Source organism: Butyrivibrio sp. FCS006, from assembly GCF_000424525.1.
Lineage (GTDB): Bacteria > Bacillota > Clostridia > Lachnospirales > Lachnospiraceae > Butyrivibrio.
Window position 1 is genome coordinate 155107 of the sequence record NZ_AUKB01000013.1, and the last position, 20422, is coordinate 175528.

Below are 20422 nucleotides of genomic sequence, written 5' to 3' on the forward strand. Positions count from 1 at the left end.
GATTATTAAAGTAGTAAAAGCAGGCATTTTTACCCTGCTTTTTTATATAGGTGCACGACAAGGGAATATAAGGTGACTAAAAAGGGAACGTAAAATATAGATATAGTAGCCAAAAAGGCAGTCTTGATGGGCTTTACAGGAATCAGGACGAAATAGGGTATGCAAAAGGGCGTAAAAGGTGATTAAAAAGGGCATAATATTGACCGTATTAGTTTATCCGAAACGGTTAAAGGTACCAAAAAGGGAATGACCTGTTCTGAAAGGTGTACAAATAGGGAATGGTAGACGTTGACTGGAATAGGCAATTATTTTTAGTGGTAAAACCGATAACTACCTACAAAATATTGTAAGAAAATGCTTGTAAGTGACAAGAAAGGGAATATAATATAGATAAGGTTTATAAAAAGGGAATGTTATTTAAACACTGATAACCTAAAGGTTAAAGAAAAAGGAATAACTTATTATACCAATAGGTGAACAAAAAAGGAATCGGTTTTAAGATGCAGAAAGAGAAGAGAGATCAGCTCATTGTAAATAAGAGCTATAAGAAATCCAATGAACTTATTAATGCCATGGGTAAGGGTACAGCTCTTAGCCAGAAGCTTTTTGCCATAGGAATGCAGCACATTCATGTTGATGAGACCAATAATGTTGTTGCAACTATTTATGGTACGGACCTCAGGAAGATGTTTAAGTCCAGCTCAGGTTCTTTATATGAGCATATAGAGGCTCTCTGTGACAGACAGATCAAGGGAGCAACTATCTTTGACTGGAATCTTCTCATGAAGGACAAGGAAAACGGTAAAATTGAGGCCCATCAGGTGGTAACCGATGCATCTTTTAAGAATGGAACACTAACCCTTAGATATAATAACTCACTCACAGATAAAATAGTCAATCTGCAAAAGGACTATACAGTCCTCAGTCTGGCAGAAACTCTTAGCCTTAAGAGTGTATACTCATTAAGGCTTTATGAGATGCTAAAGTCTGCGTACGACTACCAGTCTGCAGTTACCAAGAAACAGGGAGATATGGTGTTTGAATATCTGCTTCCTGAGCTCAAATTAGAGCTTGGTATCATCAATTCCGGCGGAAGTAAGGAAATCAAGGCCGAACTTGAGAAGGAATCTCCGGATTATGACAGAATTGATGAACTTGCAGAGAAGACAGGCCAGAATAAATACAAGGAATTTAAGATATTTAACAGAAACGTCCTGCTTAAGGCGAAGGAAGAGCTCAATAACAAGACAAGTCTGGTTGTTGATTATGAGCCCATTAAGAGTGGACGTAAGGCAGTCGGGATCAGGTTTTTTGTAACTAAGAAGGATCTTGAGGCGCCTAAGACTGTACAGATCGTGCAGGCTAACAGAGATGAGATATTAGATGAGCTTATCGATCTTATGCATGATGACTTTAAGCTCAGAGAGATTAGAGAGATCGCTGAGGCGGCTGATTATGATATATCCAAGATAAAAAAGGCTTACGAATATATGCAGAATTACGGAACAGATATTGATGTTCCCATTGCTTTTATCAAGGACTGCATTAAGAAGGGTTACTATAATACAGAATCTAAGTCAAAAGCTGCTAAGAACAACTCTTTCAATAACTTTTCACAGCGCACAGACTATGATTTTGAAGAGCTTGAGAGGAAGCTTTTAGAGAACTAAATCAACATATATGTTATTTGTGTTATATAACATAGATAACTGCTTTTGACGGAGGAGCAGATGGAACAAATTGTCGCAAAACTGCTTATTTACGGGGATTTACCGGAGGATTCAATCCTCATTCAGCTTTCTGAGGTCTATAAAGACTATCACAGAGGAAGCTATTCTAATGCTGATCTTATTACAAGATGCTACAAACAGGTTAAACGTCTTTTAGTCCTTGGAACGTCTTGTGCATTTGACAAGAATCTTTGGCACAATTACCTGACTTATCTCTTGATCATGGATGAGAACCCTTTCAGTCTTACCTGTGAGAAGGTAGGTAGTAAAGATGGCAGTGTCAATCACTTTGCAATAAATGATTTCCATGCGTTTAAAGAGCTTTTTGACTTCGATTTTACAGAACTTGAAGAGGTTCTGGGTATTGACTGCTTTAGTTGCATAACCAACTATAAGGCAATTGATAAGCCGGAGCTTATGTATAATCAAAATGTCAGTGAGAAGGTAAGAACCTTAAGTGAAAGCCTTGAAAACGCTCAGTCTGACGACGAATTCTTTGTTCTCGTAACATCATTTTACAAGAAAATAGGTGTCGGAGAATTTGGTCTTAATAAGGCATTCAGGCTCAGAGAACTTCCTAACGGGAAAGTGGAATTTAACCCTATTAACAACATGGATAGCGTTGTTTTGGACGATCTTGTCGGGTACGAGATTCAGAAAGAGAAGCTTATTGCCAATACAAAGGCTTTTGTTGATGGTAAAAAGGCCAATAATGTCCTTTTGTTTGGTGATAGCGGAACCGGCAAGTCTACCAGTATTAAGGCTATAGTCAATGAGTTTTATGCAGACGGACTGAGGATGATAGAGATTTATAAGTATCAGTTCAGGCTTCTTTCACAGCTTATTTCGCAGATCAAGAACAGGAACTATAAGTTCATAATTTATATGGATGACCTTTCTTTTGAGGAGGATGAATCTGATTACAAGTTCCTGAAAGCCGTAATCGAGGGTGGTGTTGAGACCAAGCCGGACAATATTCTAATCTATGCGACCTCCAACAGGCGTCATCTGATCAAGGAGACCTGGAAGGACAGAAGGGATATTGAGCAGGATGGAGATATCCACAGATCTGACACCATGGAAGAGAAACTCTCACTGGCTAATAGATTCGGTGTAACAATAGGATATTACAAGCCATCGAGGCAGGAATTCTATGATATCGTGAAGGTTTTAGCCGAGAGAAACGGTATTGTGATGGAGGAATCAGAGCTAAGACTTGAGGCAGACAGATGGGAACTCAGTCATGGAGGCGTTTCCGGAAGAACTGCCCAGCAGTTTATTACACATCTACAGGGTAAGTGATATAACATATATGTGTTATATAACATAAATAAAATCCGCGGCGCAAAACCGCGGATTTGCTATATCCAAATTATTATGGAGCCCATTTTAGATTGGGACAGTCTGTCGCACAGCCTGCCAGCGCGTTATTTCTTACTTCACAGGACGTATTTCGGCATTCGCGACACTTAAACGTGTAGTGGTATGAATATCTTATTTTGCAGGTTTTACAGCAAAATGGATTCATGCTGTTATGAGCTGTAAAAGAACGACCGCATCCAACACAGGTTATAACCACATTGTGAGCCATATCACACCTCCTTTTTATATTATCGACAAAAAAGTAGTCATAATCAATTAAATTGTAATAAAATATAGTAAAACATGAGAAATTGGGCGGAGAAGTATAGATGCATGAGATGAGTTATATCGCTAAAATGGTTTCAATGGCTGCCGAAGTTGCCATGGAAAATGAGGCGAAAAAGGTAAAGAGCATCGAGGTTTATATCGGAAAAACAAGTGGCGTAATGCCTTATTATATGCAGAAGTATTTCCCGGAAGCTTCCAAGGGAACAATAATTGAGGGAGCAGAGCTTATATGCGTTGAGGTTCCGGTGAAGGCTTTGTGTGAGGAGTGCAATAACGAATATTTTCCGTCAAGAGAAAACGGATACCTCTGTCCTGTCTGTGGAGGCAGAAAAGCCCACATAATCGAGGGAAAAGGGGTTGTACTGAATAATGTAGTGATAGAGGAGTAACAGAAAGGGAACGTGCTATGAAAACACTGTATCTGGAATGTAAGATGGGTATTGCCGGCGATATGATGGCTTCTTCGTTACTTGGGCTGTTTGAAGATAAAAACAGCGTTATAGAGGCCTTAAATGCGATAAATATACCCAATGTGGTATATAAACTCGACCAGATCAAAAAATGCGGCATTTTGGGCGATCATATTACGGTTTTGATAGATGGAATTGAAGAAGGTGACGAGCATGACCATGAGCATCATCACAGCACTCTTGATGACATAGAAGAAATTATAGAAGGACTTAACATTTCAAAGGAAATCAAGAGTGACGTAAGGGAAGTGTACCAGATTCTTGCAGAGGCAGAGAGCAAGGTCCATGGAGAGCCGGTTTCTCAGATCCATTTCCACGAAGTCGGTAAGATGGATGCCATAGCTGATATCACTGCTGTATGTTATCTGCTTCACGAGCTTGATCCTGATAAAATAATCGTTTCACCTATAAACGTCGGAAATGGCACTGTTAAATGTGCTCATGGCATTCTTCCGGTTCCGGCGCCTGCGACAGCTCTTTTGCTGGAAGGCATACCAACATATTCTCCGGAGAAGATTGTGGGCGAGCTCTGTACTCCTACAGGTGCAGCTCTGGTCAAGTATTTTGCCTTTGATTTTGGCGCGCAGCCGGTGATGACGGTAGATGCTATCGGTTATGGCATGGGTAAAAAAGATTTCGACCAGGCCAACTGCGTAAGGGCCATGATCGGTGATTCATCGGAAGAGGCTGAGAGGATAATTGAGCTCTCCTGTAACATCGACGATATGACCGGAGAGGAGCTTGGTTTTGCAACAGAGATACTCTTTGAGAGAGGAGCACTCGATGTTTTTACAATATCGGTTGATATGAAAAAGAACCGCCCGGGATTCATTTTGACAGTCCTTTGCAACGAGGATGACAAAGAGAGACTCCTTAGTGTGATGTTCAAATATACCACTACTCTTGGTGTTCGTGAGCATACCTACAACAGATATACCATGCTTAGAGAGATCAAGAAGATTGACACCCCTTATGGTGAAGTCAGGGTGAAAAGATCTTACGGACACGGAATTAAGCGCGAAAAATTTGAATACGAAGACCTGGCAGGCATTGCAAGGAGAACGGGCAAATCTTTAATAGAGCTGAAAAACGAACTGGTGGAAAATGAGCGAAATAATTAATCTTAAGGATTTAAACTGCGAAGATGTCGCAATCTACAATTCTTTAAACGAGAATCAATTAAAGAAAATATATGAACCGAACTTAGGGCTTTTCATTGCGGAAAGCCCTAAAGTTATTGTACGGGCTTTGGATGCTGGATTTGAGCCTGTTTCTGCACTTGTGGAGGACAGGCTTCTTACCGGGGAGATGGAAGATATTCTGCTAAGGCTTGGAGATATTCCAATTTACACATCAACAGAGGATATTTTATCCCGGATAACCGGCTTTAAACTCACAAGAGGCGCTCTCTGCGCAATGAGGAGAAAAGAGCTGTTGTCACCGGAGGATATAGTAAAGGATGCGCGCAGAATAGTCATTCTTGAGGATGTGGAAAATCCCACTAATGTCGGCGCAATATTCCGTTCTGCAGCAGCTCTTAACATTGATGCAGTGATACTGACAGGAGGTTGCAGTGATCCGCTTTACAGAAGATCAATAAGAGTCAGCATGGGCAATGTTTTCCAGGTTCCATGGACTTTTATCGGTGATGAATGGTATGAAGATGGTATCAGCATGCTTCATAAGCTTGGCTTAAGATCAGCTGCGCTTGCACTGGTGGATAACAGCGTAAGCATAGATGACAAGCACCTGGCACAAGAAGAAAAACTTGCGATAATAATGGGAACAGAGGGAGAAGGCTTAAGGAAAAAGACCATTGATGACAGCGACTACGTTGTCAAGATCCCGATGTCTAACGGAGTAGACTCCCTTAACGTAGCAGCAGCAAGCGCCGTCACATTCTGGGAGCTTGCTGCCAAAAAGAGCTGAATTATTCATTCATAAGATCGGAAATTGCTTTCTGTGAGTTTTTGATCGTATCATCGACGGATTGGCTGCCTTCTATGCACTTTACCAGCTCTTCTCCGAATACGGTCTCAATTTGTGACCATTTAGTGGTTCTCGGACGCACTCTGGAGTTGTTGGTTCCGCTGTACAGCTGCTGGAAGTATGGATATTTGGCAATTGTTGAATCGTCTTTAAATACACTCTTCCTTGTGGGAATTCCGCCGTGTTCCAGAGCTTCTCTTTGAACATCAGCGCTGGTTAAGTAGATCGAGAGCTTAAGTGCCAGCTCGGGATCTTTGGAATTTGTGGTGATTCCAAGGAGCCAGTTACCGATTTCACCTGTGGCAAAGGTTTCGGATATACTGTAATATTTGCCGGGAATCTGGGCTATGGAAGCTGTGGGTCCGCTTCCGGTTATAAACCAGGATGGCCATCCAAGTGCCATAGCAGCTTCGCCACTGTTTACGGCTTCTATAAGTCCGTCTTTATCGTAATTATCACCTGTCTTGTACAATTTACAGTAGAATTCAAGAGCTTCACGGCTCTTTCTCGAATCCAGAATGACTTTGTTGTTCTCGTCAAAAAGATCTCCGCCAAAAGCCCAAAGTATGGGAAGAAAATCAGAAACAATAGGGTTTCCTGCCTGTCCTCTTATGGCGTAGCCTTTTTTCCCTGATGCCTGAACTTCTTCACAGGCTGTCAGAATATCACTCCATGTATTTAAAGATCCGGAATCGGTTATTAAGTCAGGATTATAAAATATGAGCTGAACGTTACCTGAGAAGGGCAGAGCATAAGTGGCGCCCAGTGGATAAGGGTCTTTTCCCAGAAGTCTTGATTTATCAACAAAGTCCTCGTCATCGGCATATCCTAGCTGTGTGAGGTTTTGAAGTACGTTTTTCTCTATATATTCAGGCATTAATGGATCGTCTATCATGATGACGTCATATTTGCCCTCAGGGTTTGAGATATCTTCGATTACATTTTTTCGTATGTCATCTGCACTTAAGGGTATTACCTCGACGGTACAGTTATTCTCTTGTTCAAACTTTCCTTTTACAGCATTTATTACATCTGCATGTGATCCGTCTCTGGCTGCGATAGTTAAGGTTTTTGTGCTTTCAGAAGAATCCTGAGACTGAACAGATCCCTGAGAAGATGCGCATCCCACAGCAAGGAAACACATGCATGTAGCCATTATGAATGATAGAAAAGTCCTACTTTTGTGCATAGCAAACCTCCGTAACAATACAATACTATCATATTAAGTTTGTTTGTTTATTAAAAATAGATAATAATATGATTAACTTTATAGTATAATTAAAATGGCACAGAATATATTGCATAATTAAAAAGAGGTGAGCATATGCCTGAAACTAACAGCGAAGGAAAAATTGGCTATTCAACAGATACTGAATTTACTGCTAACGACATATTATACATGCTAAGAGATCTTCCCGATGCATGTTGCATCTTCAAAGTTCTGACGGATCCCTTCGGAACAGTAAAAGATATGCTCTTTTTATATGCGAATGAGAAATATGCGCAGCTGGTGGGACGTCCCATTGCTGAGCTTATAGGAAGTACCTATTACCAGACTGTGTCGAATCAGGATGAGGACTGGATCAAATTCAGTTATCAGGCAGCGGTTCTAAGGCAGTCTTCCATTAATAGGACCTACAACAGCCAGTTCAACAAGTGGTTTGAATTCTGGGTTGTTCCCGTATATCAGAAGGGGTTCTGTGCTTTTATTATTCATGATGTAACAGCGGATAAGCGAAATGAGGTAACTCAGACCTTTAATGCCAATACTAATAACCTTGTTATCGAGTGCGCCAAGGCGATCGCTACACCTGATTTTAACAAGGGAATAAAAAGAGTTCTGCGCCGTATAGGGCAGACCATGGAAGCAGATCGCGTCTATGTGATGAGAATTGAGCCTGATACTCATAAGATAAAAGAGCTTCATGAATGGGTCAGCAAATCCTGCTCTACAGAGCTTCCTTCCAAAAAGATGTTTGAAAAGACCGATATGATCAATATATGGCTCAGGGATCTTGAGGGCGGTAATGTTCTGCACATGACCGATGTGACTGTGATACAGGATTCAAGCCCGGAGCTGTACAATGAATTTCTGGCGGGAAAAATCTCCAGATTCCTGGTGACAACCCTTAAGGATAAAGACGGACTCATAGGCTTTCTTGTTGTAGATAATCATTCGCTTGAGATCCAGGTCAATGTGGTTGAGATGATGGAGACGGTTTCTGCGTTTATCGCAGGCCAGATAAGAAACAATGATCTGACAAAAGAGCTGATGTTCCTGGGTGGACATGATGCCCTTACGGGACTCGGAAACAGATATGCGCTTAATCAGTCTCTGACGTCGCTTTCAGAAATGTCTGTACCTGTTGGTATATGCTACACAGATATCAATGGCCTTAAGGCTATAAACGACGATAAGGGACATCAGGAAGGTGATAAGCTGATAAAAGATACAGCTGAACTGGTAGGATCGGTGTTCAAAAAGAAATACTGTTACAGGATTGGCGGAGATGAATTTGTGGCAGTAATTCCCGATATAGAGGAAGAAAAGTTCAGCGAGCTGGTAGATAAACTCAAGAGTAAAACCAAGAAGGTTTCACTTGCCATAGGATATAAGTGGTCGAGAACCTCCAAGGATGTAAACAAGGTCATTAGAAGCGCTGACGAGAACATGTACAAAGACAAATCGATGTTCTACAAGAGTCATGAACGCCGTCATGCAAATAATACCTAAACAAAAAAGAGTAGTCACGTAATGTGACTACTCTTTTCACGTCTCAATAAACTTTCATTTTATGCAAGTGCTGCAGTAATGATAGACATTGAGTAAACCTCAATAGCGTTGCAGCCTCTTGAAAGATCGTTGATAGGTGCGTTAAGACCAAGAAGAATAGGGCCGTATGCTTCGAAGTTACCCATTCTCTGAGCGATCTTGTAACCAAGGTTTCCTGCGTTGATGTCAGGGAAAATGAAGGTGTTTGCATGTCCTGCAACAGGTGAACCGGGAGCTTTCTGCTTAGCTACACGAGGTGAAACTGCTGCGTCGAACTGAAGCTCACCGTCGATAGGAATATCAGGATACTTCTCCTGAGCCTTCTTGGTTGCGTTCTGCATCTTGGTTACGGTGTCGTCCTTAGCTGATCCCTTTGTTGAGAATGAAAGGAAAGCAACCTTGGGATCTACGCCGAAACGTCTTGCGCAGTTAACTGTCTCGCCACAGATCTCAACAAGCTCATCCTCATTAGGATTGATGTTGATTCCGCAGTCGGCCATTGCAATAACTTCGTTGTCACCTGTAGCAGATGGACGAACAAGAATGAAGCATGAAGAAACGATGGTGTTCTCAGGCTTTGTCTTGATGATCTGGAGAGCAGGACGAACTGTATCAGCTGTTGAGTATGTTGCTCCTCCGAGAAGACAGTCGCCAAGACCCATCTTAACGAGCATTGTTCCGAAGTAGTTGGTCTGCTTGAGAATAGGTATTGCCTTCTCTGGTGTCATGCCCTTGCTCTTTCTGAGCTCGCAGAAAGCATCAACCATCTCGTCGAACTTATCATAGTTCTCGGGATCGATAATCTGAGCGCCGCGGATGTTGTAACCTGCCTCTTCAGCTGACTTATTGATCTCGTCTACATTTCCGAGAAGAATAGGTTTGATGAAGTTTCCTGCAAGAAGTCTTGAAGCAGCCTCAAGAATACGTGGATCTGAACCCTCAGGGAATACGATTGTCTTAGGGTCCTGTTTGAGTTTTTGGATCATATCACCAAATCCGTACATTTATTTTTCCTCCTTAAAAAACAACGGTTTTTCACTAATGTAAGCGCATACATTTTTATATGCGAATGTCATTATAGACTAAAGGAAAATAAAAAAATTTGATTTCACTCAATTTTTATGCTAAATTTTAGCAGAGGTGACAAAAATATGAATATGAATCCAATGATGTTTATGCAATTACAGCAAAGAATACAGACTTTCCAGCAGGATCATCCCAAATTTGTACCATTTATTATGGCTATTAAGGACAATGCTTTGCAGGAAGGAACCGTTCTTGGCGTTACGGTTACAACACCGGACGGAAGGAAGATAGAGTCAAACATTAAGCTTACAGCTAATGATATTGAGACTATCAAAATGATGTCCGATCCCGGTGCAATGAGCTGATAATCTGCTCTATCAGAAGGTTTTTACGTAGCTGCCGTCTTTTTTAACAAAACTGTATTTGTTAAGGTAATCCTTGTGATGCTCATCCGGACCACTGTAGGTAAGAGATTTAACCCCATATGAAGGAAGTTTGGAGAAAAGAAATTTTCCTATGGAGAAGTCTCTGTACTCCGGAAGTGAGTAATCCAGGAGAATATCCAGATTGTTGTCTGAAGTCTCTTTTCCGATAAAGATTCCTGCCGGTGCGCCGTTATAGCAGACCATATAGGAAGTTGTCGCGTCGGAAAAATCCAGAGATAATCCCGGGAAGCACTTTTGAATATCGTCTTTTGCTCTATCAATAGAGTATTTAAGCATGGAGTCATCAAGGGATACCTTCACAAGATCGTATTCCCTTGTTTCTTTGCTTGTATTGCTGAGCTTGATAAGATAATAGATATTGATGGCAACCAGGCAGATATTCATGACTGCTGTTGGGTATGAGTGGATAATAAAGGCATATACGGTAAAAATAAGGCTTCCGATAGTGTTTATTACCCTGAGCTTAAAAATGGAGGACATAAAGAAGGAAACCAGCACAAGAGCTGATCCTACGTAACCGACCATTTCAATTATCATTTTTGTATCCATAATTCTCTCCTTAATTTAACAATTTACATAAAAAAGCATATCATAAATGATGACAATAAAATAGATGGGGCATAACCCCATCGATTATCATATAAGTTATATAACATATATAATACGCCTGCTGGCGAAAGTAATATCAGAGCAGGATTACCAGAGCAGTAAGTCCGCCTATAAAAAGAGCTGATGCTGAAGCGGTGATAACCTTGATCTTGAAGGATGCAGCGTCTACGTACTTGCCGAAAAGGTTTACTGTGTCTACGACCTTGGGCTCATTTACTTTGTTGTAAGACTCAAAAGAGTTTAATGTGTCCATATCGTTTTCCTCCAATCCATAAAAAAATTACTTTCAACATCATAAGCGAAAAATGTGTACAGTAACTAATCTGCGTCTAAAGATTTTATAAAAAAAATATTAACTTAAAGAGGTTTCAGAGTTGGAGTACATTTACGAGACACATCTTCATACAATCGAAGCAAGCGCCTGTTCTTCCACGCCCGGAGAGGATTATATTACCTATATGAAGGGCCTTGGATACAGTGGGATCATTGTGACCGACCATTATTTCACGGGTAACAGCTGTGTGCCCAGAGACTGGCCTTGGGAGAAGAGGGTTGAGAAGTACTGTAGTGGCTTCGAACACGCAAAAGAGGCGGCTGGAAGCGATTTCACAGTCCTGTTTGGTATCGAATACAATTTCCACGGCGATGAGTTCATGATCTATGGCCTTGATAAGAAATGGCTCCTTAATCACCCCGGGTTTGAAACCAGGGATCGCTATGAGGTGTATAAAATGGTGCATGAAGCAGGAGCAATCATGATTCAGGCTCATCCCTACAGGGAGAGAGGATATCTTTCCGAGATTAACATAACGCCTGATATCAGTGATGGTGTTGAGGTATATAACGCAGCCAATCCCGACTGGCAGAACAGCCTGGCATATGAGTATGCTGTTAAAAGAGGCTTCAGAATGGCCGGCGGTTCTGACATCCACAATTTTTCTCAGGAAAACATGGGCGGAATGAAGTTCTCTTTTCCCATAAATTCCATTGAGGATTATAAAGAGGCATTTATGGCTGGAGAAGGGACTCCCGTATGCCGTATGAATGTTCATGACAAACCCGGAGAATTCAGACCTGTTTCCGAGTTTATAGAACTGACAAAACCCACGCAGGAATCTACACTTGAGGTATTTTGGCACTAAATTGTAAACAATGTTAAATTTCTGTTAACTTGTACACAATCTGACTGCCTATGGTTTATAATGAAGGTGTAGGAGGTATAAGCCTATGAGGATGAAGAGTATTGTGGGAATAGTAATGACAATCGCTTTAATGTCGGTTGTGGGATGCTCCGGCGGAGCGGCTCAGAGTAATACTCCCGAGGGAGTTGATCTTAAGCCTGTAATTTACCTGTATCCGCAGGAGGATGGAAGCGAAATTTCAGTAAGCCTTGACTACAACGGAGATATCACCGATCTTATCCCGGAGTTCAATGCAGAAAATACATGGAATGTTACAGCTAACAGGGATGGCAAGATCACTTTTGAAGGACAAGAGTATGATTACCTGTTCTGGGAAGGCGTTCCGAGGTTTGAGTACGACTTCTATACAGGCTACTGTGTAAAGGGTGAGGATACGGAAGGATTCCTTAGGGAGAAGCTTGCCGAGCAGGGACTAAACGATGCCGAGATTGCTGAATTCCTTAAGTTCTGGCTCTCAGATATGGAAGGCAATCCCTACAACGTGATCAGTTTCCAGGGTAAGACCTATACAAAAGGCGCCAAGCTTACCGTTACTCCTGAACCTGACAACATGATCAGAGTATTCATGGCGTGGTATCCATCAGAGCACCATATCAGGATCAAACCTCAGATTCTGGATACACCTTCAAGAGATGGATTTACCGTTGTTGAATGGGGTGGAAACAAGGTTAAATAAGAATAAATATAAAAATATAAGGGCTGAACATTATTGTTCAGCCCTTTTTTGTTGCGCTTACGCGGTTTATGCGCTAATATTTATGCAAATATGCAAAAATCGCCTAGGGGACGATTTTGGGGAGGTTTATATTGGATGTGACAATTAGCCTTAATAAGGCAAAAGAAATCGCAAATAGCGGCAAATATGACGTTATACCGGTGGGCTGTGAGATCCTCTCGGACTTCATTACACCCATCGAACTGGTCAGGAAACTAAAAGCTGCATCCAGACACTGCTATATGCTGGAATCAGCACAAGCCAACGAATATTGGGGAAGATATACTTTCGTCGGCTATGATCCGAAGCTTGCAATCACACTTAAGGACGGCGAGATGTCTTTTGGCGATAAAACCGTACAGACCAAAGAGCCATGGACAATACTAAGGGATATTCTCGCAAACTATAAGAGTCCAACATTCGAGGAACTTCCGCCGTTTACAGGCGGTCTCGTTGGGTATTTTGCCTTTGACTACTTTGGCTACTGCGAACCCAGTGCGGCTTGGAAAGGCGTTGATAACGATGCCTTCAAGGACCTGGATCTGATGCTCTTTGACAAGGTCATTGCCTTTGATAACGTGAAGCAGAAGATTGTTCTTATTGCAAACGCAAGGACCGAGAATATCGAGGAAGGCTACAAAAAGGCCATAGAGGAGCTTACACAGCTAAAAGAGCTGATATATGCCGATACTGAGAAATCCTGTGAGGGAGGAAAACTCATGGGCGAGGTTACACCTCTTTTTGGTAAAGAGGAGTACTGTGCCATGGTTGAGAGCGGCAAAAAACACATCAAGGAGGGCGATATCTTCCAGATTGTGCTTTCAAACAGGCTTTCGGCGCCTTTTAAAGGAAGCCTTCTTAACACATACAGAGTTCTGCGCACCATAAATCCGTCTCCGTACATGTTCTATTTCTCAGGTACTGACGTTGAGGTGGCCGGTGCTTCTCCTGAGACGCTGGTCAAGCTTGAGAAGGGTATTCTTCACACATTCCCGCTGGCAGGAACAAGGCCCAGAGGCGCAACAGATGAGGAAGACAAGGCTCTGGAAAAAGAGCTTCTGGCGGATGAGAAGGAGCTGGCGGAGCACAACATGTTGGTGGACCTTGGCAGAAATGACCTTGGAAAGATCAGTAAATTCGGCACCGTGCAGGTTGAAAAACTCCATTCCATCGAGAGATATTCCCATGTTATGCATATCGGATCGACGGTAAGAGGAGAGATCAGGCCGGAGAACGATGCACTTGATGCTATAAATGCAGTGCTTCCGGCAGGAACACTTTCCGGAGCGCCCAAGATAAGGGCATGTCAGCTGATCGGAGAGCTTGAGAACAACAAGCGCGGAATCTACGGCGGAGCCATCGGATACATAGATTTTTCGGGAAATATGGACACCTGTATCGCAATTCGTCTTATTTACAAGAAGAACGATACCGTTTTTGTTAGGAGCGGAGCGGGAATCGTAGCTGATTCAGACCCCGAGAAAGAGTACATGGAGTGCCTTAATAAAGCAAGAGCATCGCTTCGTGCACTGGAGCTGGCACAGGAGGTGGAGAGATGATACTTCTTATAGATAACTACGACAGCTTTTCCTACAATCTTTACCAGCTTATAGGCGAGATCAATCCTGATATCAGGGTTATCAGAAACGATGAGATGACAATAGAGGAGATAAGAGCACTAAAGCCTGAGCGGATCATTCTTTCACCCGGTCCCGGAAGGCCTGAGGATGCAGGTATTATCGTTGAGGCTGCAAGAACTCTGGGAAAAGAGATCCCGACGCTGGGCGTGTGCCTTGGACATCAGGCAATCTGTATGGCCTTTGGGGCTACGGTCACTTATGCAAAAGAGCTTATGCACGGCAAACAGTCAGTGGTTAAGTTCGATACTGAAAGCACCTTGTTTAAGGGTATTTCTGAGAAAGCACCCGTTGCAAGATATCATTCTCTGGCGGCTGAAAAGAGCACAATTCCGGACTGCCTAAAGATAACAGGTGTTACCGATGATGGCGAAGTTATGGCAATAGAGCACAGAGAATACCCTATTTACGGGGTTCAGTTCCACCCGGAATCCATCATGACCCCTGATGGAAAGGCTATGTTGAAAAATTTTTAAAAAGTTGTTGACAGGTCTTAAACATCCGAGTACAATCCATGAATAAGTAAAGTGTATACACGAATACAAAAAAGCAAACGATGCAATGGCGCATCAAACTACGAAAGTAGTGTGCCAGTGCGTCGTTTTTTTGTGCTTTAAGGCACAAAAAGGAGGAGAAACGTATGAGTGGAGAAATCTTAGATGCTATTAACGGCAGTGTTTTTGGCGTATGGTTTTTGATCGGCGCAGCTTTAGTTTTCTGGATGCAGGCCGGATTTGCAATGTGTGAAGCAGGCTTCACCAGAGCAAAGAATACAGGAAACATCATTATGAAGAACCTGATGGATTTCTGCATCGGAACTGTAGTATTTATTCTCATCGGTTTTGGCCTGCTTCTTGGGGAAGACCTGGCAGGCATAATCGGAAGACCCGGATTTGATATTTTCACAAATTATGCAAATTTCGACTGGTCAAATTTCGTATTCAACCTTGTGTTCTGTGCTACAACAGCAACAATCGTTTCAGGATCAATGGCTGAGAGAACTAAATTCTTATCTTATTGTGTGTACTCGGCAGTTATCTCAGCAATCGTTTATCCGATTGAAGCACACTGGACCTGGGGCGGCGGATTCCTTGCTCAGATGGGATTTCATGATTTCGCCGGATCCAACTGCATCCACATGGTAGGTGGTATTGCAGCTCTTGTTGGCGCATCAATGCTTGGACCACGTATCGGTAAGTTCGAAAGGGATGCTTCCGGAAAGGTTACAAAAGTAAATGCTTTCCCGGGTCACAACCTTGTAGCAGCTTCCCTCGGTGTATTTATCCTGTGGCTTGGCTGGTACGGATTTAACGGCGCAGCATGTACAACCGTAGAGCAGCTCGGAAGCGTATTCGTAACAACAACAATTGCTCCTGCACTTGCAACAGTAACCTGTATGGTATTTACCTGGGTTAAATACGGTAAGCCCGATGTTTCAATGTGTCTGAACGCTTCACTGGCAGGTCTTGTAGCCATCACAGCTCCCTGTGATGTAACAGATGCTTTTGGCGCAATCGTGATCGGTATCGTAGCAGGCCTTCTTGTTTGCTTCGGTGTTTGGTTCCTTGATTACAAGCTTCATGTTGATGATCCTGTCGGAGCTGTTTCGGTACATTGCCTCAACGGTATTTGGGGAACACTTGCAGTAGGTCTTTTTGCTACAAATTCAGCTCCCGGCTATTCAATAGCTGATGCAGCAGGTAACGAAATGGTAGGTCTTTTCTACGGCGGCGGACTTAAGCTCCTTGGAATCCAGTTCGTAGGAATGTTCTCTACAGCAGCCTGGACAGTTATTACTATTACAATCACATTCTTCTTAATTAAAGCCGTTATGGGACTTCGTGTAACAGAGGAAGAAGAGATTCTCGGACTTGACTCAACAGAGCATGGTCTTGCGTCTGCTTATTCCGGATTTGCCATCATGGATGTTTCAAACACTCTGAACATGAGCGTAAACGAGAACACAGATCTTGGTGTAAGCGAGTACGACAATGCTTCACAGGTACAGAAGGATGCAGCTGTAAAGGTTGTTACAGCACCGGTTCCTAATACATCAGGAATCCACAAGGTTGTTATCATTGCTAAACTCTCACGCTACGACAAGCTCCGCAAGGCTATGAATGCTCTGGGCGTAACCGGAATGACAGTTACGCAGGTTATGGGCTGCGGTGTTCAGAAGGGCTCCGGTGAGATGTACCGTGGAGTTGAGATGGATGCAACACTCCTTCCTAAGATCAAGCTGGAAGTAGTAGTTAGCAAGATCCCTGTTGAAGATGTTATTGAAGCAGCCAAGAGAACTCTTTACACAGGCCATATCGGAGACGGAAAGATCTTCGTTTACAGTCTCGACAACGTAGTCAAGATCCGCACCGGAGAAGAGGGTGCAGCAGCTTTGGCTGACGTTGAGTAAATAGGAACATTTAGGAGGATTTGAAGTATGTGCGCAATACTGACATACGCAAGAGCAGATGTATCAAAGGATTTCTTTGAAGAGATCCTGGAAAAGACAACTTCCAGAGGCCCGGATATGACAAGGACCCTGCAGACAAACAAGGGCTATATGGGATTTAACAGACTATCGATCATGGGACTTACAGAGAGCGGAATGCAGCCCTTTACCCTGAATGGTAACGCAGTAGTTTGTAACGGCGAATTGTACGGGTTTACTTTCCTTAAGAATTATCTGGTGTCTTTGGGATACAGCTTTAAGAGTGACAGTGATTGCGAGATACTTCTTCCTCTTTATGAGAGGCTTGGAACCAAGATGTTCAGCCTTCTGGATGCAGAATTTGCCTGTGTCATTTATGACAGCAAAAAGAATGACTTCGTGGCAGCGAGGGATCCGATAGGAATCAGGCCGCTTTACTACGGCTACGACGACGAAGGATATATCCTTTTCGCTTCAGAACCCAAGAACTTAACTGATGTCTGCAAGTGCATTAAGCCCTTCCCTCCGGGACATTACTACGAGGATGGCAGATTTATCTGCTACAGGGACATGACCGAGGATAAAGAACTAAAGACAGATGATCTTCAGACTATCACGGAAAACATCCATGACAAGCTGATCCGCGGTATCAAAAAGAGGCTCAGCGCAGATGCACCGGTTGGGTTTCTGCTCTCGGGAGGACTTGACTCCTCCCTGGTATGCGGAGTTGCAGCAAGTCTCTCAGATAAACCAATCGAGACTTTTGCAATCGGCATGGACATAGATGCCATAGACCTCAAGTACGCAAGAGAAGTTGCAGAGTACATCCACAGCAATCACCATGAGGTGATCATCACAAAAGAGGATGTAATAAATGCCGTAGAACCTGTGATCCATGCTCTTGGAACCTATGATATCACCACAGTCAGGGCTTCCATCGGAATGTACCTTCTGTGTAAATGGATCCACGAAAACACAGATATCAAGGTAATCCTTACAGGAGAGATTTCAGACGAACTCTTTGGTTACAAGTACACGGATTTTGCTCCAAGCGCCGAAGCCTTCCAGGAAGAGGCTAAAAAGCGCGTCAGAGAGCTTCACATGTACGACGTACTAAGGGCTGACAGATGCATAAGCGTCAACTCTTTAGAGGCAAGAGTTCCTTTCGGAGATCTGGACTTTGTAGATTACGTAATGAGCATTGACCCTCAAAAGAAGCTAAATACCTACGGAATCGGAAAATTTCTTTTGCGAAAAGCCTTTGAAAAAGATGAATTCATTCCAAGGTCGATCCTGATGAGAGAAAAAGCAGCTTTCTCCGATGCAGTCGGACATTCCCTCAGAGATGACCTCATGGAATATGCAGATAATACATATACTTACGCAGAGTATGAGACTAAGAGAAAAGCCTATACTCATGCGACACCATTTACAAAAGAGTCTCTCCTTTACAGAGAGATATTTGAGAAATACTACGAAGGCCAGTCACACATGGTTGTAGATTTCTGGATGCCAAACAAATCCTGGAAAGGATGTAATGTTAACGATCCATCCGCAAGAGTGCTGTCAAATTATGGCGCCAGCGGAGAGTAAATAAAAACGGAGGATAAGAAAATGGTAGAAGCGGGAAAACTTACAGAAGAATTTGGTTGTCTGGTCTTTAACGACAGAGTCATGAAGCAGCGCCTTCCAAAGGATATCTACAAGGCTGTTCACAAGACTATTGAGCAAGGTACACACCTTGAGCTGGATGTAGCAAATACGGTTGCTGCAGTCATGAAGGAATGGGCTGTTGAGAACGGAGCCACACACTTTACACACTGGTTCCAGCCTATGACAGGTCTTACAGCAGAGAAGCACGACAGCTTCATTTCACCAACTGATGACGGCTCGGTGATCATGGAGTTCTCAGGAAAAGAGCTTGTAAAGGGTGAACCTGATGCATCAAGCTTCCCTTCGGGAGGTCTTCGCGCAACCTTTGAGGCAAGAGGCTACACAGCCTGGGATCCTTCATCACCTGCATTTATTAAGGACGGATCCCTCTACATTCCTACAGCATTCTGCTCATACGGCGGAGAAGCCCTTGATAAAAAGACACCTCTTCTTCGTTCAATGGAGGCTCTTTCAGGGGAAGCTGTCAAGATGCTTCACCTTCTTGGATATGAGGATGTTAAGAGAGTAAATACAACAATCGGTTCAGAGCAGGAGTACTTCCTGATCGATAAGGACTACTACAAGAAGAGAAAAGACCTTCTGTTCACCGGAAGGACACTTATCGGCGCACCGGCTACCAAGGGCCAGGAGATGGAAGATCACTACTTTGGTGTAATTAAGCCCAAGGTATCAGCTTACATGCATGATCTTGACGAGGAGCTCTGGAAGCTTGGAATTCCTGCAAAGACCAAGCACAACGAGGTTGCTCCTTCGCAGCACGAGCTGGCGCCTGTATTTGAGACAGCAAACATCGCTGTAGATCACAACCAGCTCACTATGGAGGTTATGAAGAAGGTCGCAGACAAGCACAACTACGCATGTCTTCTTCATGAGAAGCCCTTCGAGGGAATCAACGGATCAGGAAAACATAACAACTGGTCTGTTTGCACAGATACAGGAATGAACCTTCTTGATCCCGGCAAAAAGCCCGGTGAGAACATTCCTTTCCTGGTATTCCTCATGGCAGTTATCGCAGCAGTTGATGAGTATGCACCGATCCTGAGACTCTCCGTAGCATCTGCAGGAAATGACCACAGACTCGGCGGAAACGAGGCACCACCTGCCATCATTTCAATTTTCGTCGGCGATGAGCTCGCAGGAGTACTTAAGAGTGTTGAGGAAGGCACAGCCTATGAGAGCCAGGGCAAGGTTCAGATGGCCATGGGAGCTACCGTTCTTCCGCACTTTACAAAGGACAACACAGACAGAAACAGAACATCACCTTTTGCTTTTACAGGCAACAAGTTCGAGTTCAGAATGCCCGGTTCAGCAGTTTCAGTAGCTAACGCAAACATCGTCCTCAACACAGCAGTTGCAGAGGAGATTGCCAAGATCTATGCAAAGCTTGAAGGAACACCTGCTGATGCTCTTAAAGAGAAGGTAATGGAGGTACTTAAGGAAGTGCTTTCAGCTCATAAGAAAGTTCTTTTCAACGGAAACGGATACACAGAGGAATGGGTCGCTGAGGCTGAAAAGAGAGGTCTTGCGAACCTCAAGTCACTTCCCGATGCAATGCCTTACTGGATCTCGGATGAGTCAATCGAGCTCTTTACAAAGCACGGAATCTTCACCAAGGAAGAGATCCACTCAAGATATGACATTCTTCTTGAGAACTACTCAAAGTCAATTCACATCGAGTCCCTGACAATGCAGGAGATGGTGAGAAAAGACCTGACAGAAGGAATCATCGCTTATGAGAAGGACCTTACAAAAGAGGTGATCCAGAAAAAGAGTGTTCTTGAGGGCGCAGCGTGTGAGCTGGAATGCGGACTTTTAAAGACCCTGGATGGAGCATCCGCAGGAATCAGCGGAGCGCTCAAGAAACTCTATGAGGACACCAAGAAAGCAGAAGGCATGGATGATCTTCTGGGACAGGCAAGCTTTTACCAGGAGACAATCCTTAAGGATATGGATGAGCTTAGAAAATATGCGGATGAAGCTGAGGCCGTTATCCCTGATGAATACTTAAGCTACCCTACATACGGCCAGATGCTCTTTTCACTTAGATAAAAAGACATAAAGAATACGATAGAG

18 protein-coding genes are annotated in these 20422 nt (G+C 43.2%); 14 read left to right on the top strand and 4 right to left on the bottom strand.

The features are described 5' to 3' along the window. The first annotated feature begins 473 nt into the window (after nt 1-473). From G633_RS0105485 to G633_RS0105505, 5 genes are all read left to right on the top strand, one after another. Nucleotides 474-1670 carry a replication initiation protein gene (locus tag G633_RS0105485; RefSeq protein WP_242838830.1) on the top strand — a complete coding sequence of 399 codons (1197 nt, stop codon included), beginning with the start codon at nt 474-476 and terminating at the stop codon, nt 1668-1670. Nucleotides 1671-1730: 60 nt separating this feature from the next. Next, nucleotides 1731-3032 carry an ATP-binding protein gene (locus G633_RS0105490; RefSeq protein WP_022767682.1) on the top strand — a complete coding sequence of 434 codons (1302 nt, stop codon included), beginning with the start codon at nt 1731-1733 and terminating at the stop codon, nt 3030-3032. 398 nt (nt 3033-3430) lie between these two features. Next, nucleotides 3431-3769, top strand: coding sequence for a hydrogenase maturation nickel metallochaperone HypA/HybF (locus G633_RS0105495; protein WP_026512368.1), 339 nt, complete (start codon nt 3431-3433; stop codon nt 3767-3769). A 17-nt stretch (nt 3770-3786) separates the two neighbouring features. Continuing rightward, a complete protein-coding gene (gene larC / locus G633_RS0105500; protein WP_022767684.1) occupies nt 3787-4971 on the top strand; it encodes a nickel pincer cofactor biosynthesis protein LarC in 1185 nt (394 codons plus the stop codon). Beyond that, complete coding sequence (locus G633_RS0105505; protein WP_022767685.1) at nt 4955-5779, top strand: TrmH family RNA methyltransferase; 825 nt, start codon at nt 4955-4957, stop codon at nt 5777-5779. The genes larC and G633_RS0105505 overlap by 17 nt, the downstream gene beginning before the upstream one ends. A 1-nt stretch (nt 5780) precedes the next feature. Here G633_RS0105505 and G633_RS0105510 read toward each other — a convergent pair whose 3' ends face one another. Beyond that, on the bottom strand, nt 5781-6995 hold the full coding sequence (locus G633_RS0105510) for an extracellular solute-binding protein (RefSeq protein WP_207638100.1): 1215 nt from the start codon (nt 6993-6995) through the stop codon (nt 5781-5783). A 168-nt stretch (nt 6996-7163) separates the two neighbouring features. Between G633_RS0105510 and G633_RS0105515 the strand changes: the two genes are divergently transcribed. Next, nucleotides 7164-8573 carry a diguanylate cyclase domain-containing protein gene (locus tag G633_RS0105515; protein WP_022767687.1) on the top strand — a complete coding sequence of 470 codons (1410 nt, stop codon included), beginning with the start codon at nt 7164-7166 and terminating at the stop codon, nt 8571-8573. Between the two features lie 59 nt (nt 8574-8632). On the opposite strand, the gene pta is transcribed toward G633_RS0105515, so the two are convergent. Continuing rightward, entirely contained in the window at nt 8633-9616 is a 984-nt protein-coding gene (pta, locus tag G633_RS0105520; RefSeq protein ID WP_022767688.1) for a phosphate acetyltransferase, read from the bottom strand. 171 nt (nt 9617-9787) lie between these two features. Here pta and G633_RS0105525 point away from each other — a divergent pair, with 171 nt between their 5' ends. Continuing rightward, on the top strand, nt 9788-10003 hold the full coding sequence (locus G633_RS0105525) for a hypothetical protein (protein ID WP_155834916.1): 216 nt from the start codon (nt 9788-9790) through the stop codon (nt 10001-10003). 12 nt (nt 10004-10015) lie between these two features. On the opposite strand, the gene G633_RS0105530 is transcribed toward G633_RS0105525, so the two are convergent. Both G633_RS0105530 and G633_RS19900 read right to left on the bottom strand, forming a co-directional pair. Further along, on the bottom strand, nt 10016-10633 hold the full coding sequence (locus G633_RS0105530) for a YgjV family protein (protein ID WP_022767690.1): 618 nt from the start codon (nt 10631-10633) through the stop codon (nt 10016-10018). 136 nt (nt 10634-10769) lie between these two features. Then, nucleotides 10770-10946 (bottom strand): hypothetical protein, encoded by a 177-nt coding sequence (locus tag G633_RS19900; protein ID WP_022767691.1) that lies wholly within the window; start codon nt 10944-10946, stop codon nt 10770-10772. Between the two features lie 121 nt (nt 10947-11067). Here G633_RS19900 and G633_RS17500 point away from each other — a divergent pair, with 121 nt between their 5' ends. From G633_RS17500 to G633_RS0105570, 7 genes are all read left to right on the top strand, one after another. Further along, nucleotides 11068-11835, top strand: coding sequence for a PHP domain-containing protein (locus G633_RS17500; protein WP_051199982.1), 768 nt, complete (start codon nt 11068-11070; stop codon nt 11833-11835). A gap of 85 nt (nt 11836-11920) precedes the next feature. Further along, complete coding sequence (locus G633_RS20245) at nt 11921-12571, top strand: hypothetical protein (RefSeq protein WP_022767693.1); 651 nt, start codon at nt 11921-11923, stop codon at nt 12569-12571. 137 nt (nt 12572-12708) lie between these two features. Further along, entirely contained in the window at nt 12709-14169 is a 1461-nt protein-coding gene (trpE, locus tag G633_RS0105550) for an anthranilate synthase component I (RefSeq protein WP_330363333.1), read from the top strand. Further along, nucleotides 14166-14723 carry an anthranilate synthase component II gene (locus G633_RS0105555; protein ID WP_026519313.1) on the top strand — a complete coding sequence of 186 codons (558 nt, stop codon included), beginning with the start codon at nt 14166-14168 and terminating at the stop codon, nt 14721-14723. Before trpE ends, G633_RS0105555 begins: the two co-directional genes overlap by 4 nt. A gap of 164 nt (nt 14724-14887) precedes the next feature. Then, on the top strand, nt 14888-16657 hold the full coding sequence (locus G633_RS0105560; protein WP_022767696.1) for an ammonium transporter: 1770 nt from the start codon (nt 14888-14890) through the stop codon (nt 16655-16657). Between the two features lie 27 nt (nt 16658-16684). After that, on the top strand, nt 16685-18268 hold the full coding sequence (asnB, locus tag G633_RS0105565) for an asparagine synthase B (protein WP_022767697.1): 1584 nt from the start codon (nt 16685-16687) through the stop codon (nt 18266-18268). Between the two features lie 21 nt (nt 18269-18289). Next, a complete protein-coding gene (locus G633_RS0105570; RefSeq protein ID WP_022767698.1) occupies nt 18290-20398 on the top strand; it encodes a glutamine synthetase III family protein in 2109 nt (702 codons plus the stop codon). Nucleotides 20399-20422: the final 24 nt, after the last annotated feature.